Annotated in this window: 25 protein-coding genes; 13 read left to right on the plus strand and 12 right to left on the minus strand. The window is 64.1% G+C overall.

All coding sequences use genetic code 11. The features are described 5' to 3' along the window. The first annotated feature begins 108 nt into the window (after positions 1-108). From BSY16_RS23185 to BSY16_RS23220, 8 genes are all read left to right on the plus strand, one after another. Complete coding sequence (locus tag BSY16_RS23185) at positions 109-1,023, plus strand: SUMF1/EgtB/PvdO family nonheme iron enzyme (RefSeq protein WP_069062213.1); 915 nt, start codon at positions 109-111, stop codon at positions 1,021-1,023. Positions 1,024-1,098: 75 nt separating this feature from the next. Further along, complete coding sequence (locus BSY16_RS23190) at positions 1,099-1,794, plus strand: Crp/Fnr family transcriptional regulator (protein WP_069062214.1); 696 nt, start codon at positions 1,099-1,101, stop codon at positions 1,792-1,794. A 269-nt stretch (positions 1,795-2,063) separates the two neighbouring features. Continuing rightward, positions 2,064-2,243, plus strand: coding sequence for a periplasmic nitrate reductase, NapE protein (gene napE / locus BSY16_RS23195; RefSeq protein WP_069063659.1), 180 nt, complete (start codon positions 2,064-2,066; stop codon positions 2,241-2,243). 10 nt (positions 2,244-2,253) lie between these two features. Beyond that, the gene (gene napF / locus BSY16_RS23200) at positions 2,254-2,754 is read left to right on the plus strand and encodes a ferredoxin-type protein NapF (protein ID WP_069062215.1); all 501 of its coding nucleotides are present in this window, start codon (positions 2,254-2,256) and stop codon (positions 2,752-2,754) included. After that, positions 2,747-3,031 (plus strand): chaperone NapD, encoded by a 285-nt coding sequence (locus BSY16_RS23205; protein WP_069062216.1) that lies wholly within the window; start codon positions 2,747-2,749, stop codon positions 3,029-3,031. The genes napF and BSY16_RS23205 overlap by 8 nt, the downstream gene beginning before the upstream one ends. Next, positions 3,006-5,510: a periplasmic nitrate reductase subunit alpha gene (gene napA / locus BSY16_RS23210; RefSeq protein ID WP_069062217.1), complete on the plus strand. Its 2,505-nt coding sequence runs from the start codon at positions 3,006-3,008 to the stop codon at positions 5,508-5,510. The genes BSY16_RS23205 and napA overlap by 26 nt, the downstream gene beginning before the upstream one ends. Then, entirely contained in the window at positions 5,480-5,971 is a 492-nt protein-coding gene (locus BSY16_RS23215; protein WP_069062218.1) for a nitrate reductase cytochrome c-type subunit, read from the plus strand. The genes napA and BSY16_RS23215 overlap by 31 nt, the downstream gene beginning before the upstream one ends. A 2-nt stretch (positions 5,972-5,973) precedes the next feature. Further along, positions 5,974-6,678, plus strand: coding sequence for a NapC/NirT family cytochrome c (locus tag BSY16_RS23220; RefSeq protein ID WP_150130212.1), 705 nt, complete (start codon positions 5,974-5,976; stop codon positions 6,676-6,678). Positions 6,679-6,711: 33 nt separating this feature from the next. Here BSY16_RS23220 and BSY16_RS23225 read toward each other — a convergent pair whose 3' ends face one another. The 12 genes from BSY16_RS23225 to BSY16_RS23280 form a co-directional block, all read right to left on the minus strand. Next, entirely contained in the window at positions 6,712-7,380 is a 669-nt protein-coding gene (locus BSY16_RS23225; protein ID WP_069062220.1) for a glutathione S-transferase family protein, read from the minus strand. A 105-nt stretch (positions 7,381-7,485) separates the two neighbouring features. Further along, positions 7,486-8,184: an LrgB family protein gene (locus BSY16_RS23230; RefSeq protein WP_069062221.1), complete on the minus strand. Its 699-nt coding sequence runs from the start codon at positions 8,182-8,184 to the stop codon at positions 7,486-7,488. Then, a complete protein-coding gene (locus BSY16_RS23235) occupies positions 8,177-8,551 on the minus strand; it encodes a CidA/LrgA family protein (RefSeq protein ID WP_069062222.1) in 375 nt (124 codons plus the stop codon). Before BSY16_RS23235 ends, BSY16_RS23230 begins: the two co-directional genes overlap by 8 nt. Before the next feature lie 129 nt (positions 8,552-8,680). Further along, the gene (locus BSY16_RS23240) at positions 8,681-9,976 is read right to left on the minus strand and encodes an amidohydrolase (protein ID WP_286157329.1); all 1,296 of its coding nucleotides are present in this window, start codon (positions 9,974-9,976) and stop codon (positions 8,681-8,683) included. Between the two features lie 18 nt (positions 9,977-9,994). Beyond that, on the minus strand, positions 9,995-10,891 hold the full coding sequence (locus BSY16_RS23245) for a DMT family transporter (protein ID WP_286157330.1): 897 nt from the start codon (positions 10,889-10,891) through the stop codon (positions 9,995-9,997). Continuing rightward, positions 10,888-12,678: an adenine deaminase gene (locus BSY16_RS23250; protein WP_069062223.1), complete on the minus strand. Its 1,791-nt coding sequence runs from the start codon at positions 12,676-12,678 to the stop codon at positions 10,888-10,890. Before BSY16_RS23250 ends, BSY16_RS23245 begins: the two co-directional genes overlap by 4 nt. Further along, on the minus strand, positions 12,675-13,598 hold the full coding sequence (locus tag BSY16_RS23255; protein ID WP_069062224.1) for a nucleoside hydrolase: 924 nt from the start codon (positions 13,596-13,598) through the stop codon (positions 12,675-12,677). The genes BSY16_RS23250 and BSY16_RS23255 overlap by 4 nt, the downstream gene beginning before the upstream one ends. Before the next feature lie 5 nt (positions 13,599-13,603). After that, the gene (locus tag BSY16_RS23260) at positions 13,604-14,632 is read right to left on the minus strand and encodes an ABC transporter ATP-binding protein (protein WP_069062225.1); all 1,029 of its coding nucleotides are present in this window, start codon (positions 14,630-14,632) and stop codon (positions 13,604-13,606) included. Continuing rightward, complete coding sequence (locus tag BSY16_RS23265; protein WP_069062226.1) at positions 14,625-15,401, minus strand: ABC transporter permease; 777 nt, start codon at positions 15,399-15,401, stop codon at positions 14,625-14,627. The genes BSY16_RS23260 and BSY16_RS23265 overlap by 8 nt, the downstream gene beginning before the upstream one ends. Next, positions 15,398-16,225 (minus strand): ABC transporter permease, encoded by an 828-nt coding sequence (locus tag BSY16_RS23270; protein ID WP_069062227.1) that lies wholly within the window; start codon positions 16,223-16,225, stop codon positions 15,398-15,400. Before BSY16_RS23270 ends, BSY16_RS23265 begins: the two co-directional genes overlap by 4 nt. 96 nt (positions 16,226-16,321) lie before the next feature. Further along, positions 16,322-17,344, minus strand: a complete 1,023-nt coding sequence (locus BSY16_RS23275) for an ABC transporter substrate-binding protein (RefSeq protein WP_069062228.1) — start codon at positions 17,342-17,344, stop codon at positions 16,322-16,324. Further along, positions 17,337-18,398 carry a LacI family DNA-binding transcriptional regulator gene (locus BSY16_RS23280; RefSeq protein WP_069062229.1) on the minus strand — a complete coding sequence of 354 codons (1,062 nt, stop codon included), beginning with the start codon at positions 18,396-18,398 and terminating at the stop codon, positions 17,337-17,339. The genes BSY16_RS23275 and BSY16_RS23280 overlap by 8 nt, the downstream gene beginning before the upstream one ends. Positions 18,399-18,598: 200 nt before the next feature. On the opposite strand from BSY16_RS23280, the gene BSY16_RS23285 reads away from it, so the two are divergent. The 5 genes from BSY16_RS23285 (at position 18,599) to nirD (ending at position 24,787) form a co-directional block, all read left to right on the plus strand. After that, the gene (locus BSY16_RS23285) at positions 18,599-19,201 is read left to right on the plus strand and encodes an ANTAR domain-containing response regulator (RefSeq protein WP_069062230.1); all 603 of its coding nucleotides are present in this window, start codon (positions 18,599-18,601) and stop codon (positions 19,199-19,201) included. Next, positions 19,198-20,412, plus strand: coding sequence for a CmpA/NrtA family ABC transporter substrate-binding protein (locus BSY16_RS23290; protein ID WP_069062231.1), 1,215 nt, complete (start codon positions 19,198-19,200; stop codon positions 20,410-20,412). Before BSY16_RS23285 ends, BSY16_RS23290 begins: the two co-directional genes overlap by 4 nt. Positions 20,413-20,748: 336 nt before the next feature. Next, complete coding sequence (locus tag BSY16_RS23295; protein ID WP_069062232.1) at positions 20,749-21,984, plus strand: MFS transporter; 1,236 nt, start codon at positions 20,749-20,751, stop codon at positions 21,982-21,984. Between the two features lie 14 nt (positions 21,985-21,998). Continuing rightward, the gene (gene nirB / locus BSY16_RS23300; RefSeq protein ID WP_069062233.1) at positions 21,999-24,449 is read left to right on the plus strand and encodes a nitrite reductase large subunit NirB; all 2,451 of its coding nucleotides are present in this window, start codon (positions 21,999-22,001) and stop codon (positions 24,447-24,449) included. A 2-nt stretch (positions 24,450-24,451) separates the two neighbouring features. Further along, a complete protein-coding gene (gene nirD / locus BSY16_RS23305; protein WP_069062234.1) occupies positions 24,452-24,787 on the plus strand; it encodes a nitrite reductase small subunit NirD in 336 nt (111 codons plus the stop codon). Position 24,788: the final 1 nt, after the last annotated feature.

Consider the following 24,788-nt stretch of genomic DNA (forward strand, 5'->3'; position numbering starts at 1 on the left):
GCTCGCGTGATATTGCCGCGTCCGTCCTGCGGCGGGCGCGTCTGCTCTCAAACCGGCGCCTTGCCCGGCCGTCAACGCATCGTCCGGGCAAGGCGCGAGGAGGCCGTCATGGCTACGGTAACATCGAGACCCGGCCCGTCGTGGGCGTCGCTTGCTCTTCCCGCTCTCCTGTTCGCTGCGCTGGCCGGCGCGTTGGCGATGAAGGTCGATCTCGTCGACCCCAGCCCGACCGGCCCTATGCTTGCCGAACCGCGGACGGTGGAGATCGCGCCGCGCAGCTTCCAGTACCGCGACAGTGGCGAATTCTTCCGCAACGGCTTTGCCGTTGATGGTCCGGTGAAAACCGTGACGGTACGCCGACCGCTCACCATCATGAAATATCAGGTCACCGCCGCCGACTATGCGCGGTGCGTTGCCGATGATGCCTGTGCACCCGCCGAGCCCGGCTTCGTGCCGGCCGATCCCGCCGATACGCCGGTGACCGGCGTCAGTTATGACGACACCATCGCCTATGCCGGATGGCTGAGTGCGCGCACCGGCGAAGTCTGGACGCTGCCGACCGATCGGGATCTTGCTTTTGCTGCTGGATCGCGTTTTCCCGACGACGCGCTGGGCGTCGATATAGACAGCACCAATCCCGCAGACCGCTGGCTGGCGGACTATCGCCGCGAGGCGGCGCGCAAGGCCTCGCGCGATCCGGTGCCGCAACCGCTCGGTCGCTTCGGGGAGAATGAGCACGGTCTTGCCGATTTCGCCGGCAATATCTGGGAATGGACCACGACCTGCAACCGCCGTGTCAACCTGGACAAGGGCGGCCGGGTGGTGAACGACGTGTCGTCCTGCGGCATCTATGTTGCGAGCGGCAAGCACCGGGCGGCGCTGAGTTCGTTCGTGCGCAATCCCAAGGGGGGCGGCTGTGCGGTGGGCGTGCCGCCGGACAATGTCGGCTTCCGGCTCATCAAGGACACGCGGTGGTACGCACCCTTGCTCGTGGCCCTCAGGGACAGGGGATTTCCACTCTGACCGCTCGGCGCAAACTTTCGGGGGCCGGGGTGGCGTGATAGAAGCCGGTAGCTTTCACGCGAGAGGAAATTGATTGTGAAAATCGACCGGACCGTCGTTCGCTCGCTCGCCCTGTTCGACAAGATGAGCGACGAGGACCTCGACAGACTGCTTGCCCACGCGGCAGCGCGGCGCGTGGCGCAGGGCGACGCCGTCTTCGAGCAGGGCCAGCAGGCGACAAGTTTCTTTCTCCTGCTGCACGGCCGGCTGAAAGTGACGCAGGTTACGGAGGACGGCCAGCAGATCATCGTGCGCGTCGTGCATCCCGGTGACCTCTTCGGTTTTGCCAAGGCGCTCCAGCGTTCCGACTATCCCGGCACCGCGCGCGCGGCGACGGAAAGCGTGATCCTCGGCTGGCCGACTGATCTCTGGCCGCACTTCGTCGAGCAGAACCCGCGTCTTGCCGTCAGCGCCATGCAGACGATCGGCCAGCGGCTGGAAGAGGCGCATACGAGGATCCGCGAAATGTCCACGCAGGAAGTGGAGCGCCGGGTGGCGCATGCCGTGCTGCGCCTGTCCCAGCAGGCGGGGCGCAAGGAAGGCGGTGGCATCCGCATCGACTTTCCGATCTCGCGCCAGGACATAGCCGAAATGACCGGTACGACATTGCACACCGTCTCGCGCATCCTGAGTGCCTGGGAATCGCGCGGCCTCGTCGAGGGCGGACGACAGAAGCTTTTGATCTGCGACATCGCCGGCCTTTCCGCACTGGCAGACGGGGTACGGGATTGAGATGGCGCATCGGCGAATTTCCATGACCTGCAAGATGCGCAGGTTCTAAAGCAGGCTTGGTCTGTACTGTTGTTCCTTGCAGTTTTAGTAAATATTTATAATAGAGTTCCTTCAATCGCTATATTTTGTTAGATATAACGAGAATTGATATTTCTCAAATAATATTATGAGTGGAAAAGTATAGTATATTATACTTTCTTTCTGTCGTGGCGATGCTACTATCCGGCCTGCGATCTAGTCGTCGGAGGAAGCCAGCCTTGTCCGAAGCCTTGACAGAGCATCTGCCGCCCCAGACGCCGAAACCCAGCCGGCGACGCGAGCTGATTACCTTCCTCGTTCTGGCTTTTGGTATCTGGCCCATTGTCGCCGTCGGCGTCGTCGGCGGATACGGCTTTTTCGTCTGGATGCTTCAAATTATCTACGGGCCGCCCGGCCCCCCTGTCCATTAGGGGCGTGGCCATGGAGCGGCAGGGGGCGTTGTCGAGACGGGATTTCCTGAGGGGTGGCAGGCAGGACGCCAGCATCCGCATCCGACCGCCGGGGGTTGAAGATGCAACACTTGCGGCCTGCACCGGCTGCGGCGCCTGCGTCGAGCACTGTCCTGCAAAGATCATCAGCCTCGTGGATGGACTGCCGGCACTCGACTTCACGGTTGGTGAATGCACATTCTGCGGCGCCTGCGCTGCAAGCTGTCCCGAGCCGGTTTTCGTCGAGGCGGCCAGCCGCTTCGATCACATCGTTGCCATCTCGGACGCATGCCTGCCATTCCAGCGTGTCGACTGCCAGGCCTGTCGGGACGCCTGTCCCACCGCGGCGATCCGCTTTCGCCCGGTGCGCGGTGGGCCTTTCGTGCCGGAGTTGCTGGCCGAAGCCTGTACCGGCTGCGGTGCCTGCATTGCCATCTGTCCCGTTGGCGCGGTGACAACCGCGCCGTTGAGCACGGAGGCCACTTATGCCTGAGACGCGGCGCCATCACATTTCCAGCGCGGTCATTCTTGCCAAGCCCGGTTGCCTCGACGACGTGCGCGCCGCGCTTGTCTATTTCGACAATGTCGAGGTGCACGGCGCTGACAAGGGCAAGATCGTCATCGTCATCGAGGGGCCGTCGACCGGCGTGCTCGGGGATACGCTGATGCGCATCTCCCTTCTCGACGGCGTGATCGCGGCAAACATGGTTTTCGAACATGTCGAAATGGAAGAGGAAGAGGTGCATGGGCAGCGAACTGACGCGGCGTGACATCCTGAAGGCCCAGGCGGCGGGCGTCGCTGCGGCGGCGGCCGGCATAGCACTGCCGGCCGCCGCCCAGCCCGTGCCGGGCGGGGTGAGTGCACTGGAAATCAAGTGGGACAAGGCGCCCTGCCGGTTCTGCGGCACGGGCTGCGGCGTGATGGTGGGCGTCAAGGAGGGCAAGGTCGTCGCCACGCATGGCGACATGCAGGCGGAGGTCAATCGCGGCCTCAACTGTATCAAGGGCTACTTCCTGTCGAAGATCATGTATGGCGCGGACCGCCTGACGGCGCCGCTGCTGCGCAAGCGAAACGGTGTCTACGCCAAGGACGGCGAGTTCGAGCCCGTCACCTGGGAAGAGGCCTTCGACGTGATGGCCGAGCAGTGCAAGAAGGTGCTGAAGGAGAAGGGGCCGACGGCCGTGGGCATGTTCGGTTCCGGCCAATGGACGATCTTCGAGGGCTATGCCGCGACCAAGCTGATGCGCGCAGGCTTCCGCTCGAATAATCTTGATCCGAATGCCCGCCACTGTATGGCGTCCGCCGCCTACGCCTTCATGCGAACCTTCGGCATGGACGAGCCGATGGGTTGCTACGACGATTTCGAACATGCCGACGCCTTCGTGCTGTGGGGCTCGAACATGGCGGAGATGCATCCGATCCTGTGGACGCGCATCGCCGACCGGCGGCTCGGCAACGAGCATGTGCGGGTCGCGGTGCTCTCCACCTTCACCCACCGCAGCATGGACCTCGCCGACATCCCGATGGTCTTCAAGCCGGGCACGGACCTGGTGATCCTGAACTACATCGCCAATCACATCATCCAGACCGGCCGGGTGAACGAGGATTTCGTACGCAACCACACGAAGTTCGTGCGCGGCGTCACGGATATCGGCTATGGGCTGCGGCCCGACAATCCGGTCGAGGTCAATGCCGCCAACTCCGCCGATCCCGGCAAGACCGAGGCGATCGACTTCGAGGCGTTCAAGGCCTTCGTTTCCGAATACACATTGGAAAAGGCCGTGGAGATGACCGGCGTCGAAGCCGGTTTCTTGAAGCAGCTCGCCGAGCTTTACGCTGACCCGAACCGCAAGGTCATGTCGCTCTGGACCATGGGCTTCAACCAGCATGTGCGCGGCGTCTGGGCAAACCAGATGGTCTACAACCTCCATCTCCTGACCGGAAAAATCTCCGAGCCCGGCAACAGCCCGTTTTCACTGACCGGCCAGCCGTCCGCCTGCGGCACGGCGCGCGAGGTCGGCACCTTCGCCCATCGTCTGCCGGCCGACATGACGGTGACCAATCCCGAACACCGCAAGCATGCGGAAGAGATCTGGCGCATTCCGCACGGCATCATCCCGGAAAAGCCGGGTTACCACGCGGTCCAGCAGGATCGCATGCTGAAGGACGGCAAACTCAATTTCTACTGGGTGCAGGTCAACAACAACGTGCAGGCCGCGCCGAACACGTCGAACGAGACCTACCAGGGCTACCGCAACCCGGAAAACTTCATCGTCGTCTCCGACCCCTATCCGACGATCACGGCGATGAGCGCGGACCTCATCCTGCCGGCCGCCATGTGGGTGGAGAAGGAGGGGGCCTACGGCAATGCCGAGCGGCGCACCCATGTCTGGCACCAGCTCGTGCAGGCGCCGGGTGAGGCGCGCTCCGACCTCTGGCAGATGGTGGAGTTTTCCAAGCGCTTCACCACGGACGAGGTCTGGCCGGGGGAGCTGCTTGCCGCCAATCCCGACTACAAGGGCAAGACGCTCTACCAGGTGCTGTTTGCCGAAAGCGACGTGGCAAAGTTCCCGATCAGCGAGGTCAAGCCTGAGCACGCCAACAACGAGGCGCAGCATTTCGGCTTTTACCTGCAGAAGGGGTTGTTCGAGGAATATGCCACCTTCGGCCGCGGCCACGGCCATGATCTGGCGCCCTACGACACCTATCATGAGGTGCGCGGCCTGCGCTGGCCCGTCGTCGACGGCAAGGAAACGCTCTGGCGATACCGCGAGGGCTACGACCCCTATGTGAAACCGGGCGAAGGGGTGAAATTCTACGGCAACTCGGATGGCAAGGCGGCGATCATCGCCGTGCCCTATGAGCCACCGGCGGAATCACCGGACGCCGAGTTCGACACCTGGCTGGTCACCGGCCGGGTGCTGGAGCACTGGCATTCCGGCTCGATGACCATGCGTGTTCCCGAGCTGTTCAAGGCATTCCCCGGCGCCCTCTGCTTCATGAATGCCGACGACGCCCGTAAGCGCGGCCTCAACCAGGGGGCAGAAATCCGCATCATCTCGCGGCGCGGCGAAATCCGCTCGCGCGTCGAGACGCGCGGCCGCAACCGCGTGCCGCCGGGTGTGATCTTCGTGCCGTGGTTCGATGCCAGCCAGCTCATCAACAAGGTCACGCTCGACGCTACCGATCCCATCTCGAAACAGACGGATTTCAAAAAATGCGCAGTCAAGATCGAACGGGCCGTCTGACCCTCGGCAAAGGATGGGTCCTGGCTGCACTCAGCGCAGCCGTCATCGCCACAAGCGCCATGGCACAGATGGTGCCGCAGCTGTCCGGCCCTCAAGGCGACGCGATGCAGACGCTGCCGGCCGATCCGCTGCCGAAGTGGATCGTCGACGACATAAGGCGCATGCGTGCCTATCCCGAGCAGCCGCCGATCATCCCGCATTCGATCGACGGCTACCAGCTTTCGGTCAATGCCAATCGCTGTCTTTCCTGCCACAAGCGCGAGTTCTCGCAGGATGCCGGCGCGCCGATGATCAGCATCACCCATTACATGACGCGCGAGGGCCAGATGCTCGCCGACGTTTCGCCGCGCCGCTACTTTTGCACCGCATGCCATGTGCCGCAGGCGGACAAGAAGCCGCTCGTCGGCAACACGTTCAAGGATATGAGCGAACTCGGTGTCACCGGGGCGGGAAGTGAGTGATGGTGGCGCGCATCAAGGCAATACTTCTCTGGGTCTGGACCGTGTCGACAACGCCGGCGGCGACGCTCAGCCTCGCTTTCCTGACTCTCGGCGGCTTCGTCGGCGGGGTGATGTTCTGGGGCGCCTTCAACACCGCGCTGGAACTGACCAACACCGAAAAGTTCTGCACCTCGTGCCATGAGATGAAGGACAACGTCTACCAGGAGCTGACGAGAACGGTGCACTTCACCAACCGCTCCGGCGTGCGTGCCTCCTGCCCGGATTGTCATGTGCCGCACGAATGGACCGACAAGATTGCCCGCAAGATGCAGGCTTCGAAGGAGGTTTGGGGAAAAATCTTCGGCACGATCAACACGCGCGAAAAATTCCTGAACCACCGGCTGGAACTGGCGAAGCACGAATGGGCGCGCCTGAAGGCAAACGACAGTCTGGAATGCCGCAACTGCCACTCCGCTGTCGCGATGGACTTCACCAAACAAACCCAGCGCGCCGCCGACATTCATTCCAAGTATCTCTTGCCCGGCAAGGCGACCTGTATCGACTGCCACAAGGGCATTGCGCACGAGCTGCCGAACATGGAAGGGGTCGAGCCCGGCTGGAAGATGCCAAGGGAGCTTGAAGGCAAGGAATTGTCCGCCGCGTCGAACGATGCGATCGGCGACCTTCGCGAGGCCGTTGCTAGCGCGCATGGCACGACGGGATTCTAAGACGCACCCCTATCACAGGCCTTGGCCACGCAATTACTGCGGGCTGTTTGCGCCGACCGCGCTTTCGACCGGAAGAGGCGGCAGATCGGGGGCGGCGAGGCCCTTGAACGGTTCACGCCACGCGTCGAGCTTTTCAAGCTGCTCGGACCAGCGTCGTATCGCGGGATAATCATCGATCGGCAGCCGCGCGGCATCGTTGAACGGCAAAAATGTCCCCATGCGAAAATCGGCAAAGGAGATGGTGTCTCCGACCAGCCAGAGGCGATCCGACAGTGCGTTCTCAAGGATGGCGGCCGCCTTGTGAAACTCCCGCAGCCCCTCATCGACCAGCTGGTCGTCGCAGGGGCAGATACCATATCGCTGCTTGGTGCCACGCTCCCAATGCACCATGTCGCAAGCCTTGACGAAGTTATCCTTGCTCCAGCTGATCCAGCGGATCATGTCCGGTTCGTCATCGTCCGTTCGCCAGAAGTTGGAGCCGGCATTGCGGGAAAACCAGCAGGCGATCGCGTCGCTTTCCCAAAGCGAACGATTGGGAAGCTCCAGTATCGGCAGCAGCAGGTTCGGGTTGAGTGGCAGGTAGCGGGCCGCCTGGCCGGACGCCCGGGGCGTCGCAAACTCGAAGGCGACCTCCGCATGGAGAAACCGCGCAACGGCGACGGCCAAGCGTGGATTGGGATTGCGGCTGAAATACAATTTCATACGATGTGATCCTCCCTATCTGTCGTCTTCAAGGACGAATGATGGATGCGTTCGCCGACATCCGTGCAGAAAAATCGACATCATCGCCCTTTGTGACGCCGGTAGTCATAGGAAGATATGGACGATGAGGGATGTCAGGACGGCATTGAACCCCATGGCGATCCCCGAAAACAACCCCGCGACCGGATCGACTGAATAGGCGCGTGCCGTGCCGATCCCGTGCGAAGCGAGACCGACCGCAAAACCGCGGGCGCTGAAGTCCTTGATGCGCATGGCGTTCATCATCGGCGTGACGACGATCGCACCGCAAATGCCGGTGAGAACGACCACGGCTGCGGTCAGCGCCGGATCGCCGCTCAACCCGGAGGAGATGGCCATGGCAACGGCCGCCGTCGTGGATTTCGGCGCGAGCGAGGCGACGACATCGGGCGAGAAGCCGAACAGCTGGCTCAGGAACACCGTCGACCCTACCGCCGTGAGGCTACCGACGACGAGGGAGCAAAGCATGGGAACGAGGTTACTCTTCACAAGCGAGAGTTTCTCGTAAAGCGGGATGCCGAGTGCCACAGTGGCCGGCCCGAGCAGGAAATGGATGAACTGCGCGCCCTTGAAGTAGGCGTCGTAGTCAATCCTGGCGATGCAGAGAATGGCGGCGATGACCGCAATCGACAGCATGATCGGGTTGAGCAGCGGATTGCCGGGGCTGAGGCCGGCGATGGCGGTGGCGGCCAGCCAGACGACGAGCGTCGTGACCAGCCAGAGGAGGGGCGACGTCGCAAGATAGACCCAGAGCCCTTCAGTCATTGGCGTAGCCTCCGGAAAGCCGCTTCACCAGGATGAAAACCCAGACCGTGACGGTGAGCGTGATGACCGTGGACAGGATGACGATGGCGAGGAGTTCAAAGCCGCTGTTACGGATGAGATCGAGATGCTGGATGATGCCCACCCCGGCCGGCACGAAAAGGATGCCGAGATTGGCAAGCACCACCTTGGATGTGTCGATGGTCTGTTGATGGGCCGGCCGCAGGATTTTGACGCCACCGGTGAGGGTGAGGGCCACGGCGGCCATTGCCATGCCGATGACAGGTCCCGGCACATATCCGTTCAGAAAATAGGCGGTAACCTCGCCGATCAACTGAAAGACGAGAAGAACTGTAATCCCGATAAGCATGCCTGGCTCCTGTCTGGCTAAGGGCTTTGCCGATGCGACTCAGCAAGCGCGTCAGCCAGACGGTAGGGGCCTATGCGTGTCTCATCCAGAGGCAGAGCAAGAGCGGTTCAAAATCTGTTCGCCAAGGGCTCACCCGCGGGGCCGAAGGAGCCGTTGTGCGACGCCGGCAAACAGCGCGACGCCGGTTTCGAGTGCGTTTTCGTCGATGTCGAAATCGGCGGCATGGTGCACGGCGGGGATGTCGCTACCGATGATACAGTAGGCGGCGGTGCCGCCGGTTTCGCGCACGCGGCGGATCATCAGGCAAGCATCGTCGCCGCCGCCGATCGACCATTCCGGCAGGACCTCGGTGACGCCGGGCAGGCCGGTCGCGACGTCGGCAATCAAGGCAACGGCCTCCGGGCTGTTTTCGTTGCCAGGCATGTGGCTCTTGCGCACGGTGTCGACCGCGCATTGATGCATGGCGGCGGCGCCTTCGATCACCGCATGAAGCCGTTCGACCATATAGTCGTGGGCGGCGTGACTGTTGGCGCGCACCTCCACCAGCATCTCGCAGGTATCGGCGATGATGTTGAAGGCGGTGCCCGCGCGCAGCACGCCGACATTGACGAATGTCTCCGCGCCGGAAAAACGGGAAATGCCGTGCAGCCCGAGTGCTGCCGATGCACCGGCGAGGAGCGCGTTGCGGCCCTCCTGCGGACCCATCGCCGCATGCGCGACGGCACCGCGGAAGGTGACGGCGAAACGGCTGGAGAAGAGGAAGCCGACAGCGCTCGCGGCGATCTTGCCGGAGGGCAGCAGGCAGCCGAGGTGGCCGACGAACAGATGATCCACGCCCTCGACCGCTCCGCCTGCCACCATGGGTGCTGCGCCGCGCGCACTTTCCTCGGCCGGCTGGAAGATCAGGCGCAGGGTTCCGTCGAGGCCCTTTTCCTGCGCGAGCCGCCGGGCAAGGGCGAGACCGATACCAACATGGCCGTCATGGCCGCAGGCATGCATGCGGCCGGCAAAGCGCGAGCGATAGTCCTCGGCATTCGGCTGATGGGCTTCCGCCTCGGTTTCGCTGACCGGCAGGGCGTCCATGTCGAAGCGGAAGGCGACAGTGGGACCGTCTCCAAAGCGGTAGTCGGCGACGATGCCGGTCAGGCCGTCGGGCATGCGCTCCATCCATGCTGCATCGCCGCCTGCGGCGAGCGCCAGGCGCTTGGCGTCTTCAACCTGTTCGCGTGACGGCGGATCGATGACGATCTCGGCGTCCATCACTTCGCGGCCGGTGCGCACGGCAAAGCCCAGGTGATCAAGATAGGCGGCGATGCGCGAGGCGGTGCGGTATTCCAGGAAAGCGGTTTCCGGGTAGCGGTGCAGGTCGCGGCGAACGAGCACGGCGGGCGCATTGCTGGCGGCGATCATCTCGGCAAGGGTCATGGGCATTCTCTATCTGGGTTAGCCGCGGCTGGCGAGCGAGACGCCGACCGTCGCGATGGAAAGGCCGGCGATCTGTATCACGGTGAGGCTTTCGCCAAAGCCGATCCAGGCCATCAGGGCCGAGACGCCGGGCACGAGGAAGAACAGCGAGGACACTTTTGACAGAGCGCCCTTCCGGATCATGTGCAGGAGCAGCAGGACCGCTCCGAGCGACATGCCGAAGACCGACCAGGCGAGGCCAATCCACAGCGGCAGCGCCGTGGTGTCGAAGGCCGGCCCGCCGACGAAAGGCAGGACGAGCGCCGTCGGCACGAGGGCGCCGACATATTGCGCGGCGGTGTTGGTGAGCGGATCGGCGGCAATCGCCGTGCGCTTCACGAAGATCGAGCCGAGCGTGAGGGACAGAACGCCGCCAAGGCAGATGGCGAGCGGGAGGAGCGGAATGCCGCCGGCCTCCGTTGCGCCGAGCTTCGGTGCCAGCGTGACGAGCGTGCCGAAGGCCCCGACGAGAATGCCGATGGCACCGCGCCGCGACATGCGCTCTCCGAGCACTCGGCCGGCAAGGAGTGTCACGAGCAGCGGCTGCATGCCGGCCATCAGTGCCGAGATTGCCGTTGGCAGGCCATTGGCCACGGACCAGAAGACCCAGCCGAGATAGAGGCCGTGGATCAGGACGCCGGCAAGCAAAGCCTGCCCCCATTCCCGTGCCGTGCCGGGCCAGGCGGCGCCCTTCCAGAGCGCGATGGCGGCAAGCGCCAGCAGCGCCAGCGCAAAGCGCACGGCAAGGAAAGTGAGAGGTTCGGCATGCGGCGCAACAAGCCGCGCCAAAACGAAGCCGCTCGACCAGAGCGGCACGAAGATCGCGGGCAGGAGCAGGTCGTTGCGCATGGGTGCGGCTGCGGCGGACACGCTCACGCCCCATGCCTTACGCTGAGGATCGGCGTTTCCAACAGGGCGCCGGTCGTGCCGTCGGCAATGCCGCGGTCGGTCTGGTGGGGGCCGGCATTGCAGGCGAGCGTCGCGCCGAAGACGGCCTTGAACACCAGGTAGGGTGGTTGCCAGTCGACGATGCTGTCCGCCGCGGTTCGCACGGCGGCGAAGGCGCGGGCGACGTCCTCAAGCGGCGCATCGGAGAGAAGGCCTGAAAGCGGCAGTTCGAGCACGGCAAGCACCTTGCCGTCTAGCGCGACGGCCATGCCGCCACCTGCCGCGATCACTGCGTTCGCGGCGACGGCCATGTCGCCCGGATTGCCGCCGAAGACGGTGAGGTTGTGGCTGTCGTGCGAGACGGTGGTCGCAAGCGCTCCGCGCCATGTGCCCCAGCCGGAGAGCAGGCCAACGCGCGGGCGCGCATCCGCCCGCCCATGGCGGTGGGCGACGGCAATCAGCGTCGTGCCGTCGGGCGGCACGATGAAGCCGTCCGAAACGGTCGCGACCGCCTCGGCCCATTCGGTGAAGCGGGGCTCGGCGATAAGAGCGACAGTCGCCTCGGTTCCCGCACACGGAATGCGGAAATCCTCTTCGCGCAATGGGGCGAGATGCATGGAGCCTTGCAGCGGTGCCGCGTCGATTTCGTGGGCGGGTTCGGTAAGTGCGCCGTCCCGCGCAACGATCCGGCCGCTGCTCAAGACCAGTTTCGCCCGGAACTCCGTCAGGTCCTCGAAGAGCACGATATCGGCGCGACGGCCGGGGGCGATGAGGCCGAGGTCGTTGCGCCCGATCCGCCGTGCGGCGTTGAGTGTTGCGGCCTGCAAGGCCCGTTCGGGCGTCATTCCGTAGCGGACGAGGCGGCGCACCACGTCGTCGAGACCGCCGGCCTCGAAAAGATCGTCCGGGAAGACATCGTCGGTGCAGAGCGTCAGGGTCTGGGGCAACTGCGGCAGCGTGTTGAGGGCGGCGACGCATTCGGGCAGCAGGTGATCATGCGAGCCGCGCAGCTCGATGGTGAGACCGGCGCGCAGTTTTGCGAGCAGGTCCTCGCCGGAGACGATCTCGTGGTCGGAGCTGATGCCGGCAGTAATGAAGGCCTCAAGCTCCGGCCCCGCGATGCTGCGGGCGTGGCCGTGGATCGGCTTGCCCGCGTGGCGGCCGGCGGCAAGAATGGCGTTCATCCGCGCGCGGCCTTCAATGACGGCGCGCATGTCCATGACCTCGGCGATACCGCCGATTTCCGGCCGGGCGAGCAGCGTTGCGATGGTCTCGGCGGAAAAATCGGCGCCGGCGACTTCAAGACCCGGCGCGGAGGGCACGCAGGAGGGGGCGAGCAACACATGGCGCTGCGGCAGGGCGCGGGCGGCCTCGGCCGCCCAGTCGATGCCGGTTATGCCATGCACATTGCCCAGCTCATGCGGGTCCCAGACGAGCGTCGTCACGCCGCGCGGCAGGGTGGCCGCGGCATAGGCGGCCGGGGTGATCATCGAGCTCTCGACGTGCATGTGCGTGTCGATGAGGCCGGGCGAGAGGATCAGGCCGCTGGCGTCGATCGTCTCGTGGGCGTCGAGACGGGCATCCTGCGGGTGCACGCTAGCGATCAGTGGGCCGACGAGGCCGATATCGACGGCGCGGCGCTCGCCGGTCACCATGTCGATCAGCGTTCCACCGCGGATCAGCATGTCGAAGGGGCGGTCTCCGCGCGCGGCCGCAACGGCGGCTTCACGCAGGGTTTCGTCGTCGAGATCGCGAGTATCGGTCTTGCCGGTCACTGTCGCGCCTCCTCGGTCAGTGCGCCGAGAATGAGGCTGCGGGCGGCCACGACATCGATGTCTGTGGCGAAGACGGCGTTGCGTTTCTCCTGCGGCGCACGCACATCCACTACCGTTCGACCACGCGTCAGCAGGCCGGACAGTTCCACGTCGATGCGGGCCTCGGTGAAGGTCACGGCCTGCGAGCACACGAAGGCGACGGCGGCGCAGGGATCGTAGACCGCCATGCCGGCCCGGCCACGGCTGGCTCCAATGGAAATGTAGCCGGCGAAGAGGTCGGCGAGAAGTGCTGCATTCCTGCCGCCCGCATCGCGAACGGGCGTAGTGTCGTCCGGAAAGGCGATGATCTTGCGGCAGAGGTCGAGATCGACCATCCGCAGCGGCAGGCCATGGGCGAGCACGATCGCCAGCGCTTCGGGGTCGGCAAAGGCGTTGAATTCGGCCGAGGCCGTGTGGTTGCCGGCGGTGACGCCGCCGCCCATCCAGGTGAGGTCGGCGATCTTCTCGGTCAGATCCGGCCGGGCGAGCGCCAGGGCCGCAATGTTGGTCAGCGGGCCGAGAGCGAGGATGCGGCGCGGCTCCGTGGCAGCCTCCAGCCAGTGGCAGAGGGCGGTGAAGGCGTCGCTTTCCGGCGGCAGCGGAGCCGGCGGCAGGCTGCGGCCGGCGGTCAGCATGCCGGCTTCGCTCAGGATGTTTTCCGCGGTTTCCAGCCGGCCGAGCACCGGCAGGGCGCGGCCGTCGTGGATTGGGAAGGTCCAGCCGAAGGCAGCGGCGGCCGAGGCTGCGTTCTGCCGCACTTGGCGGAAGCCGGAATTGCCGAAGACCAGCGAGATGCCGTCGATCGGCTCGGCGCCCCGCGCCACCACGAGGATGGCGGCGATGTCGTCGAAGCCCATGTCGGTGTCGATCCACACACCCATGGCGCTCACGCGAAACGCTGGAGGGGGGCGGCTGCCGTGAGCGGCAGGTCGAAGGCCAGTTCCGCGCCAAGCGCGTGGACCGGAAGTGCCGCGCTGACCTCCGCGGTAATCGGGCCGAGGGGCGTATCGAGCAGGTATTCGCGCAGGTTCCCGGTAAAGGAGACGCTTTTCACCGTGCCCTTGAACGGCCCGGCTTCGAGCGTCACGCCGGAGGGACGCCAGGCGAAGCCGGCAGCATTGCCCGGCAGCGCTTCGGCAAGCGCGATCGCACCGCCCGGAGTTGCCAGCTTGCCGCCGCGAAGGGCGAAAACATTCTCGAAGCCAACGAAATCCGCAACGAACGCGGAGGCGGGGTTGTTGTAGATCTCCTCAGGCGTGCCGACCTGCTCGATCAGGCCTTCACGCATCACGACGATGCGGTCGGCGAGCGACAGGGCTTCTGCCTGGTCGTGGGTGACGAAGATCATGGTGACGCCGGTTTCCTTCTGCACGCGCTGCAGTTCGGCGCGCATTTCGACGCGCAGGCGTGCATCGAGATTGGAAAGTGGCTCGTCGAGCAGCAGCACCTTCGGCTCCATCACCATGGAGCGGGCAAGCGCCACGCGCTGCTGCTGTCCACCGGAAAGCTCGGTCGGTTTGCGGCCGGAAAGCGCGGAAAGGCCGACCGACTTGATGCCGGCGGTGACCCGCGCATCGATATCGGCGGCTGCCATGCGCTTCAACCTGAGACCGAAGGCGACGTTTTCGAAGACCGTCAGATGCGGGAAGAGTGCGTAGGACTGGAAGACCAGGCCGACATTGCGCTTGTTGGCGGAAACGCGGGTAATGTCGGTGCCGTCGAGCGTGATGCGGCCGAAGGTGGGCGCAAGCAGGCCGGCAATCGAGCGCATGGTCGTCGTCTTGCCGCAGCCGGACGGGCCGAGGAAGGCGACGAGTTCACCCTTGCGGATCGAAAGGTTGAATTTGTCCACGGCAATCGAATTGCCATAGGAAAGCGTCAGGTTTTCGAGGGAGAGAAAGGCGCGATCAGACATAACGGGAGAATCCAAGGAAGCGTTCTGCGAGGAAGACGATACCGATCGACATCAGGGCGAGCAGGGCCGACAGCGCAGCAACGGAGGGATCGTAGGTGGTTTCCATGTAGGAGAGCATGTCGATGGGCAGCGTGCGCACGCCGGGGCCGGAGAGGAACAGCGAGACCGGCACCTGGTTGAAGCTCGTCACGAAGCCGAGGATGAAGGCGGCGAGGATGCCGCTCTGGATGTTCGGCAGCACCACCTTGAAGAAGGCGCCAAGGCGCGTCGCGCCAAGCAGCACCGCCGCCTCTTCCATGTCGGAGCGCAGGTTGTTGAAGCTGGAGGAGACGACGCGCACCGTATAGGGCAGCACGAGTGCGGTATGGGCGAGGAACAGCGCGACGCCGATCGAGAAACTGAACGGCACAACGAGATAGCGTAGCAGGGCCAGGCCGACGATGATGCCCGGCACGATGATCGGCAGCGTGACGATCGTGTTGACGACCTCGCCGAAGGGCAGCTTGTAGCGCGACAGCGCATAGGCGGCCGGCACGCCGAGCAGCAGTGCGACGAAGGTGCCGCCGACGGCGAGGATCATCGACATGATGAAGCTGTCGCGGAAGCTTTCGACGGTGAAGACCTTGGCGACCCATTTCAGGGACAGGCCCTGCGGCGGGAAGACAAGTGTGTCGCCGGCCGAAAGAGAGGCTGCCACGATGATGATGAAGGGGCCGATCAGGAAGATGAGCAGCGCGGCGAGAATGAGTGTGGAAAGCGTGCGGTTCATCGCTTGTTCCTCGCGGTCGCGAGCCGCTTCAGGAGCAGGTTCGCGGCAAAACACATGGCAATGAGAATGAAGGCGATCACGCTTGCCGAGACGAAATCGTTGGCGACGGTGACGCGCTGGAAGAGCAAGGTCTCGAGCATCAGGACCTTCGAGCCGCCGAGGATGGCGGGCGTGATATAGGCGGTGAGCGACCCGGTGAAGACCAGCGTGCCGCCAACGACGAGGCCCTCGCGCGTGAGGGGCAGGATGACCTTCCAGAACACCTGGAACCAGTTGGCGCCGAGCACCCTTGCGGCGAGGATCGCATCCTTCGGCATGTTTTCCAGCGCGCTGATCAGCGAGAGGATCATCAGCGGCAGGAAGAGTTGCAGCAGGCCGATGAAGACCGCCGTCTCGGTGAAGAGCAGGCGGATCGGCTCGTCGCTGAGGCCGACGGCCTGGAGCGCCTGGTTGACGATGCCGGTGCGGCCGAGGATGACGATCCAGGCATAGGTGCGCGCGACCGGCGAAATCATCAACGGCAGCGAGATGAGGCCGATCATGCGGCCCTTGCCCGACGCGCTGAGATTGACGATGGCGAAGGCTGCGGCGTAGCCGATCACCGCCGAGGCGACCGTCACGGCGAGACCCAGCTTGAAGGTGCGCACCAGCACCAGCCGGTTGAGCGGCTCCGAGAAGAAATCGATATAGGCCGAGAAGGTCCAGCCGGTCGGGCTGCGAAAGCCCTCGGCCAGCACGATGACGACCGGCACCAGGAAGACGATGGCCGCGAAGACGGCGGCCGGCAAAGCCAGCGCCAAGGCTTCAGCGCGATTTTGAAACATGCTGTGCTCCTGCCGAAAGAGGGCAGCGTTTGCCGGTGGCGAGGGCGCGTTCAGGCACCCTCCGCCGCAGGCGTGTGGATCGAGGAGACGGGCTTTTTACTGCGCGATCGTGGTGTTCCATTCGGCAAGCCACTTCTCGCGGTAGTCGAGCGTGGTGGCGGCCGGCAGGAAGGTCAGCTTGTTGGCAACGTCGGCACCGTAGGTGAGCTTTTCGGCGATTTCCGGCGCGAGCACGACTTCCTTGTTCGCCGGGCTGTCGATCAGCATTTCGGCGATCTTGGTCTGGATCGGCACGGAGAGCCAGAAATCCATGAACTTCAGCGCGAGGTCCTGGTTCTTCGTACCCTTGACCAGCACCATGGCATTCATGTCGCCGGCATCGCCTTCCTTCGTTGTTGCCCAGCCGACCGGCAGGTCGAGCTTGGAAATGCCGGCCCAGGAGAAGTGGCCCATGGGTGCGGCCCAGATTTCTTCCTGCTGCATCAGCTGCACGAGCTGCGAGCTTTTCACATAGAAGGTGACGAACTCGTCGCGCTTCTCGCCGACGGCGGCCATGGCGTCCTTGAGATCAGGCGTATCCTTGCCGAGCGCCTTGCCGATCATCGAGAGCACCGGACCACCCTGGTTGGTGGTGATGTTCGGTAGCGCAACATGGCCGACATACTCGTCCTTCAGGAGATCGGCCCAGGATTCGACCTTCATCTTGTCGGTGCGATAGGCGATGCCGGTCTTGTAGAAGGTATAGCCGACGCTCATGCCGTCGCCGTTCGGGTCCTTGGCGAAGTCGTAGAGCTTGCCGTAGTTTGAAAGCTTGGCGGTATCGAGCTTCTCGGTCAGGCCCTTGCGGGATGCGGCCAGCGCGTCGGCGAGTGAGAAGACGGCCATGTCGACGACCGGGGCATCCTTGTTGGCGTCGAGCTTGGCGAGGCGCTCGATGCTGTTGCCGGTCTCGACGACCAGCTTGCAGCCGCATTCCGCCTCGAAGGGCTTGTAGAGCGCTTCGGAGAATTCGTCCTGGGCGAAGCCGTAGACAGAGATGGTGAGCGTCTGTTCCTGAGCGGCCGCGAGCGTGCTGCCCGCAAGCCAGAACACGCTGGCGGCAAGAAGCGTCTTATGCATGTTTGATCTCCTCCTGAGAAATGCCGGCCGCCGGCTGCTCCTTCGGAGCCGGGCCACTGGAACGGCGGATGACAAGCTCCATCGGCACGGCGGCCTTGCGAGCGGTGACGGGCGGGCTCGGTGTATCGTCCGAGGCGTCGCGGGCCTGGATTGCCTCAACCAGCGCGTCGAGCGCGAGGGTGGCGATTTCCGGCATGTTCATTTTCACGGTGGTGAGCGGCGGTGAGATGAAGGACGACCATTGCAGGTTGTCGAAGCCCGTGATCGTCGCTTTCGCCGGAATGGCGATGCCGGCCGACTGAAGTTCGGTGAGTGCCCGCAGGGCATGGGGGTCGGACACACAGGCAAAGGCGGAAAACCCGCGTGCGCGCCACGCGGCAAGACCGAGCGCGCAGCTCTTGCCGCCCTTTGCCTCGATCTCGACGATCCAGATCGTCTCGACTTCCCGGGCTTCTGCGAGTTGCGACCGCATGCCGTTGACGCGGGCATTCTGGACGTTCGAGCTGGGGTCGTCGCCGATCAGCAGGATCTTTTCGTGGCCAAGCGCCCGCAAGTGGCGCGCGACCTGCGCGCCGCCCTCGAAATGATCGGCCGAGACCGTGTTCCTCGGTGTCGTCGGCGTGTCGATGATGGCAATGGGGCAGGCGGTTTCCGGCACTGTGGTGCCGCGCCGGGGAACGATGACGATGCCGTCGACGCCGCGCTCGATGAGCTGGAAGATCGCCTTGTCCTGCGCGGCGATCTCGTCGCGCGAATTGGCGATCAGCACGCCGTAACCGGCATTCGTCGCGACGCGCTCGATCTCCTGGGCGATTTCCGGATAGAGCGGATTGCCGATATCGGGGAGCACCAGCCCCAGAACCCCGCTGCGCCCGGTGCGCAGCGCCCGGCCGGCCTGGCTCGGCACGTAGCCCATCCGGTCTGCCGCATCGCGGATACGCTTGGCGAGCTCCGGCGACAGGCGCCCCTTGCCGGACAGCGCATTCGACACCGTCGCGATCGACACCCCGAGGTGGCGCGCCAGTTCCGAAAGGTTGGGGCGAGGCGGTTTCAAGAGAAGCTCACGAGTCTGATTAAACGTTTAAGCAACGCTATCAGAAAAACTGCCTCTGTCAATTGTTTATTGTTCTCTCATAAAAGCCGCCTCGAAAGGTCGGGGCTATGTTCTTTGGCCCCGCTTGATTTCGACCCGGTCATGCCGCATGTCAAAATGCAGACGCGCCGCTCCAGGCAGCAAGAGAGTACGGTTGCGGGATGAAGCCGAACGAGTTGAATGTACTGGTCATCGACGAAAACCGGATCCGCGCCGCCATCATCGAAGAGGGGCTGCGTGACGCTGGCTATGGCCAGGTCACCGTCATAGACCAGATGCACGGGCTGGCGCGGCGCATCACCGAGCTCAATCCCGACGTGATCGTCATCGACCTCGAAAATCCGAACCGCGATGAACTCGAGAGCATCTTCCAGCTTTCGCGGGTCATCCAGCGCCCGATTGCCATGTTTGTCGACAAGTCGGACGAGGCGTCCATCGAAGCCGCGGTGGAGGCTGGCGTGTCCGCCTATATCGTCGACGGGCTCAAGCAGGAGCGGGTCCGGCCGATCCTGAAGATGGCGATCAGCCGCTTCAACGCCTTTTCCCGGCTTAACCGTGAGCTGGAAGAGACACGCAGCGAACTGGAGAACCGCAAGGTGATCGACCGGGCCAAAGGTCTGCTGATGCGCTCGCGCGGTCTTTCGGAAGAGGAAGCCTACGCGCTTCTGCGCCGCACGGCGATGAACCAGAACCGCAAGATCGTCGAGATCGCCCAGAGCCTCGTCACGGCGGCAAGCCTGCTCGATCCGGGAGCGAAGGAATGACGATGTCCCACGCCATCACCGCCGGTTTTGTGCCGTTGCTCGACAGCGCCCTGCTTGTCGTCGCCAAGGAGAAGGGCTTTGCCGCGGCGCAGTCGATCGATCTGACCCTCGTGCGCGAACGGTCCTGGGCCAGCATACGCGACCGGCTGGCGGTCCGTCATTTCGACGTCGCGCATATTCTCGGCCCCATGCCGATCGCCTGCAATCTCGGTCTTTCCGCGCCGGCGCCGAAAATGATCGTGCCGATGGCGCTGGGCCTCGGCGGCAATGCCGTTACCGTGTCCACCGCGCTCTGGCAGGCGATGGCGGGTGAGGGGGCGACGGATGATCTTGATGCGCGCGAGAACGGCGTAGCTTTGCGCAGGGTGATCGCGGGCCACAAGGGCGAGCCGTTGCGGTTCGGCGTCGTGCATCCCTATTCGGGGCATAATTACGAACTGCGCTACTGGCTGGCGGCAAGCGGCATCGATCCGGAGCGGGACATCGAGATCGTCGTGCTGCCGCCGCCCGATATGGGGGATGCGCTGGCGCAGGGACTGATCGACGGTTACTGCGCCGGCGAGCCATGGAATACGTTTGGCGTGCTGAAGCGCGGCGGGCATTTGGCCACCGTCAAGGCCGCCATCTGGCGATCGAGCCCGGAAAAGGTGCTCGGCGTCAATGCCCGCTGGGCCGAAACCCATCCTAAGGCCCTGGCGGCGCTGCTTGTTGCGCTTCATGCGGCATCTGTCTGGTGCGGAAAGTTGGGCAACCGTGAAGAACTGGCGCATCTCCTGGCGCAGCCCGGCTATGTCGGGCGCGATGCCGAGCTTCTGCTGCCAGCTCTGAACGGCAACCTGCCGGTCGGCGGTGGCGTTGTGCAAAATATCGGCGACTTCTTCGTTCCGAATGCCAAGGCGGCGACCTTTCCCTGGAAGAGCCATGCGCTCTGGTTCTACACCCAGATGGTTCGCTGGCGGCAGATCAGCCACACGGCCGAGCACCAGCAGGTCGCTGCCGAAACCTACCGGCCGGACATGTATCGCGCGGCGTTGAAGACGCTTGGGCTTGCCATGCCGTCAGCCAGCTCCAAGGTCGAGGGCGCGCTGGCCGTGGAGACGCCCGTCGGCTCGTCCGGCGCGTTGACGCTGGGGCCGGACGGCTTCTTCGACGGGGGACGGTTCGATCCGGACGACGTAGATGCCTATATCCAGGCACAAAGGATCGGTTGAGCGACCTGAAATGCGAAGCGCCTAATTTATGCGCACTGCACAAAAAATGGCATCGCACTGCACCTGCTCTATCCTGCCACTGGTCTCCGACCGACAGCGGGTGTTCATCTATCGCATGAAATCAATGGCTTGCTGAAACTGGCACGCCGATTGCTTTTCTTGGCATAGGCCTTCGGGTCACGATATCGGCGTCCAACGACGGGCGCCTCCAGCAAAGCCGCTGATCAGGAATCCTGCGACCACGGACCGTCCGTTTCGCACGCATCCTCATCAGCGGCTTTTTGTTTTTCACCCCCAAGTTGGAGCGGCACGACCTTGTCGGGCCACGGAGAAGCCATGTCTGAGACCAAGCAGCCTCCTCTATCCTCGAGCGAACCCGCCATCGCCCTGTGGATGTCCACCTTCGCCTTCACCATCTGTTTTGCCGTCTGGACGATCTTCGCGATCATCGGCATCCGCATCAAGGAAGACCTGGGGCTCAGCGAAGCCCAGTTCGGCCTCCTCGTCGGAACCCCCATCCTCACCGGCTCGCTGGTGCGCATCGTGCTCGGCGTCTGGACGACCCGCTATGGCGGCCGCCTCGTCTACACGCTGACCATGCTGGCGGCAGCACTCTCCACCCTCTTGCTCTCCCATGCCACGACCTATCCGCAGATGCTGCTTGCCGGCCTCGGAATCGGGCTGGCCGGCGGGTCCTTCGCCGTCGGCATCGCCTATGTCTCGCCGTTTTTTCCGCCGGAAAAGCAGGGCACGGTGCTCGGTATTTTCGGCGCCGGCAATGTCGGCGCGGCCCTCACCAAGTTCGTTGCACCCTTCGTGCTGGTCGCTGCCGGCTGGCAGATGGTCGCGCAGCTCTGGGCGGCTGCGCTGATCATGGCCGCCTTTGTCTTCTGGTTCACGACGACCGATGACCCGGCCTTCCGCAGCCGCCGCGAAGGCAAGGTCTCGCAGCGCAGCCTCCGCCAGGAGTTCGCACCGCTGAAGGACACCCGGGTCTGGCGCTTTTCGCTCTACTACTTCTTTGCCTTCGGCGGCTTCGTCGCCCTGTCGCTCTGGCTGCCGCGTTATCTCGTCGGCGTCTACGGCTTCGACATCGCCACCGCCGGCATGATCGCTGCGGCCTACTCGATCCCCGGCAGCATCTTTCGCGCCTTCGGCGGCATGCTGTCGGATCGCAAGGGCGCACGAAGCGTCATGTACTGGATGTTCGGCATTTCGGCCGCCGCGACGCTGATCCTGTCGCTCCCGGCGGGTGTGTCTCCCGCAGTCTTCATCGTCGTCGTCTTCGTGCTGGGTTTCGTCATGAGCCTCGGCAAGGCCGCCGTCTACAAGCATATCCCGGTCTACTACCCGGATGGGGTCGGTGCGGTCGGCGGCGTCGTCGGCATGGTCGGCGGGCTTGGCGGTTTCGTGCTGCCCATCGCCTTCGGCCTTCTGAAGGATGCGACCGGCCTCTGGTCGAGCTGTTTCATCCTGCTCTTCGCCGTCGTCGTCGTCTCGCTGATCTGGATGCATCTGTCGATCCGCCAGATGGAGCGCCGCACGCCCTCCGTCTCTGCCGTCGCCGCGTAATCGAAGGAAACACCATGACCGAGAAACTCGTCATCATCGGCAATGGCATGGCGCCGGGGCGCATGCTGGAGCATCTGCTGGAGAAGGCGCCCGAGCACTATCAGGTGACCATCTTCAACGCCGAGCCGCGCGTCAACTACGACCGCATCATGCTTTCGCCGGTGCTTTCCGGCGAGAAGGACTACGAGCAGATCATCATCCACGGTGACGGCTGGTACATCAAACACGGCATCACGCTCTACAAGGGCCACCGGATCGTCGCCATCGACCGCGATGCCAAGACCGTGACGTCCGATCACGGCGTGACGGAGAGCTACGACAAGCTGGTGATCGCCACCGGATCCGTGCCGTTCATCATCCCGGTGCCCGGCAACACGCTGCCCGGCGTCATCACCTATCGCGACCTTGATGACGTGCAGGCCATGCTGCTAGCCGCCCAGTCACGCGAAAAGGCCGTTGTCATCGGCGGCGGCCTGCTCGGCCTCGAAGCCGCCGCCGGTCTTGCCGGTCGCGGCATGGATGTGACAGTTCTCCATGTCATGCCGACGCTGATGGACCGCCAGCTCGACCCCGCCGCCGGTTATCTCCTGCAGAAGGAGCTGGAAGGGCGCGGCATCAAGATCATCTGCAAGGCCAACACCAAGGCAATCGTCGGCAATGGCAGGGTCGAGGGCATCGAACTGGACGATGGCCGCATCATCCCCGCGACGCTCGTCGTCATGGCCGTCGGCATCCGCCCGAGCGTCGGGCTCGCCAAGGAAGCGGGCCTCGCCGTCAACCGCGGCATCGTCGTCGATAACGGCATGCAGACCTCCGACGGCAGCATTCTGGCGCTCGGCGAATGTGCCGAAGTGGCGGGCCAGGTCTACGGCCTTGTTGCGCCGCTCTATGAAATGGCTCGTGTCGCTGCGTCCCACCTCGCCGGCGAGCGCAGTGCAGCCTTTGTTCACTCCGATACGCCGACGAAACTCAAGGTCACCGGCATCGAGTTGTTCTCGCTCGGGGATTTCGCCGACGGTGACGACCGCGAGGAGATCGTGCTGCGCGATGCCTCGGCCGGCGTCTACAAGCGGCTGGTGCTGAAGGAAAACCGCATCATCGGCACGGTGCTTTACGGGGAAACCTCGGATGGCGCCTGGTTCAACGATCTCAAGAAAAAGGCCGTCGACATCGCAGAGATGCGCGAGACGTTGATCTTCGGCCAGGCCTATCAGGGGGGCGCACCGCTGGACCCTATGGCGGCCGTTGCAGCCTTGCCGGATGATGCGGAAATCTGCGGCTGCAACGGCGTCTGCAAGGGCAGGATCGTCTCGACCATAACGGACAAGGGCCTGACGTCGCTCGACGACGTGCGCGCCCACACCAAGGCATCCGCCTCCTGCGGCTCCTGCACCGGCCTCGTCGAGCAACTGATGACGCTGACGCTTGGGGAAAGCTACAACCCTGCGGCCGTCCAGCCGATGTGCGGCTGCACCGATCTCGGCCATGACGACGTGCGCCGCCTGATCAAGGCGAAAGGGCTGAAGACCATTCCTGCCGTCATGCAGGAACTGGAATGGAAAACGTCCTGCGGCTGCGCCAAATGCCGGCCGGCCCTCAACTACTACCTCGTCTGCGACTGGCCGGACGAATATGCCGACGACTACCAGTCGCGCTTCATCAACGAGCGCGTGCACGCCAACATCCAGAAGGACGGCACCTATTCCGTCGTGCCGCGCATGTGGGGCGGGGTCACCAATGCGGGCGAACTGCGCGCTATCGCCGACGTGGTCGACAAGTTCGAGATCCCGCTGGTCAAGGTGACGGGCGGCCAGCGCATCGATCTGCTCGGCATCGAGAAGGAGGACCTGCCCGCCGTCTGGGCCGATCTCGGCAAGGCCGGTTTCGTTTCGGGCCAGGCCTATGCCAAGGGCCTGCGCACAGTGAAGACCTGTGTCGGCTCCGACTGGTGCCGCTTCGGCACGCAGGATTCCACCGGCCTCGGCATCAAGATCGAGAAGTTCATGTGGGGTTCGTGGACGCCGGCCAAGCTGAAGCTGGCGGTCTCCGGCTGTCCGCGCAACTGCGCCGAGGCGACCTGCAAGGACATTGGCGTCATCTGCGTCGACAGCGGTTTCGAGATCCATTTTGCCGGTGCCGCCGGCCTCGACATCAAGGGCACGGAGGTGCTCGGCCTCGTGAGAACGGAGGACGAGGCGATGGAGCACATCGTGGCACTGACACAGATGTATCGCGAGCAGGCGCGTTATCTCGAGCGTATCTACAAATGGGTAAAACGCATCGGTCTCGAGGAAATCCGCCGCCAGATCATCGGCGATGCGGACAAGCGCAAGGCCTATTACGAGCGTTTCGTCTTCTCCCAGAAGTTCGCCCAGGTCGACCCCTGGTCGGAGCGTGTCTCCGGCAAGGACAAACACGAGTTCAAGCCGATGGCGACGGTCGGCTACAATCAGGCTGCGGAGTAAACATGGACAGGACCTGGATCGCCATCGGCACCATCGCCGATATTCCGCTGCGCGGCGCCCGCTGCGTGAAGACACCACAAGGCAAGGTCGCCGTCTTCCGCACCGCGGAAAACGAGGTGTTCGCCATCGAGGATCATTGCCCGCACAAAGGCGGGCCGCTCTCGCAGGGCATCGTACACGCGAAGGCGGTCACCTGCCCGCTGCACAACTGGGTGATTTCGCTCGAAACCGGCAAGGCCCTTGGTGCGGACGAGGGGGTGGTGAAGACCATTCCGCTGCGCAACGACGATGGCGCGCTGTTCATCGCGCTCGAAAGCCTGATGATGGCGGCCGAATAGG

This window comes from Sinorhizobium sp. RAC02 (genome assembly GCF_001713395.1).
In the GTDB taxonomy this organism is placed as follows: domain Bacteria; phylum Pseudomonadota; class Alphaproteobacteria; order Rhizobiales; family Rhizobiaceae; genus Shinella.

Excerpts from the sequence above, each read along its gene's own strand:
- BSY16_RS23185 (WP_069062213.1), top strand. The coding sequence starts at position 109 with ATGGCTACGGTAACATCGAGACCCGGCCCGTCGTGGGCGTCGCTTGCT.
- napF (WP_069062215.1), top strand. The coding sequence starts at position 2,254 with ATGGAGCGGCAGGGGGCGTTGTCGAGACGGGATTTCCTGAGGGGTGGC.
- BSY16_RS23205 (WP_069062216.1), top strand. The coding sequence starts at position 2,747 with ATGCCTGAGACGCGGCGCCATCACATTTCCAGCGCGGTCATTCTTGCC.
- napA (WP_069062217.1), top strand. The coding sequence starts at position 3,006 with ATGGGCAGCGAACTGACGCGGCGTGACATCCTGAAGGCCCAGGCGGCG.
- BSY16_RS23215 (WP_069062218.1), top strand. The coding sequence starts at position 5,480 with ATGCGCAGTCAAGATCGAACGGGCCGTCTGACCCTCGGCAAAGGATGG.
- BSY16_RS23225 (WP_069062220.1), bottom strand. The coding sequence starts at position 7,380 with ATGAAATTGTATTTCAGCCGCAATCCCAATCCACGCTTGGCCGTCGCC.
- BSY16_RS23230 (WP_069062221.1), bottom strand. The coding sequence starts at position 8,184 with ATGACTGAAGGGCTCTGGGTCTATCTTGCGACGTCGCCCCTCCTCTGG.
- BSY16_RS23235 (WP_069062222.1), bottom strand. The coding sequence starts at position 8,551 with ATGCTTATCGGGATTACAGTTCTTCTCGTCTTTCAGTTGATCGGCGAG.
- BSY16_RS23240 (WP_286157329.1), bottom strand. The coding sequence starts at position 9,976 with ATGACCCTTGCCGAGATGATCGCCGCCAGCAATGCGCCCGCCGTGCTC.
- BSY16_RS23255 (WP_069062224.1), bottom strand. The coding sequence starts at position 13,598 with ATGGGTGTGTGGATCGACACCGACATGGGCTTCGACGACATCGCCGCC.
- BSY16_RS23260 (WP_069062225.1), bottom strand. The coding sequence starts at position 14,632 with ATGTCTGATCGCGCCTTTCTCTCCCTCGAAAACCTGACGCTTTCCTAT.
- BSY16_RS23265 (WP_069062226.1), bottom strand. The coding sequence starts at position 15,401 with ATGAACCGCACGCTTTCCACACTCATTCTCGCCGCGCTGCTCATCTTC.
- BSY16_RS23270 (WP_069062227.1), bottom strand. The coding sequence starts at position 16,225 with ATGTTTCAAAATCGCGCTGAAGCCTTGGCGCTGGCTTTGCCGGCCGCC.
- BSY16_RS23275 (WP_069062228.1), bottom strand. The coding sequence starts at position 17,344 with ATGCATAAGACGCTTCTTGCCGCCAGCGTGTTCTGGCTTGCGGGCAGC.
- BSY16_RS23285 (WP_069062230.1), top strand. The coding sequence starts at position 18,599 with ATGAAGCCGAACGAGTTGAATGTACTGGTCATCGACGAAAACCGGATC.
- BSY16_RS23290 (WP_069062231.1), top strand. The coding sequence starts at position 19,198 with ATGACGATGTCCCACGCCATCACCGCCGGTTTTGTGCCGTTGCTCGAC.
- BSY16_RS23295 (WP_069062232.1), top strand. The coding sequence starts at position 20,749 with ATGTCTGAGACCAAGCAGCCTCCTCTATCCTCGAGCGAACCCGCCATC.
- nirB (WP_069062233.1), top strand. The coding sequence starts at position 21,999 with ATGACCGAGAAACTCGTCATCATCGGCAATGGCATGGCGCCGGGGCGC.
- nirD (WP_069062234.1), top strand. The coding sequence starts at position 24,452 with ATGGACAGGACCTGGATCGCCATCGGCACCATCGCCGATATTCCGCTG.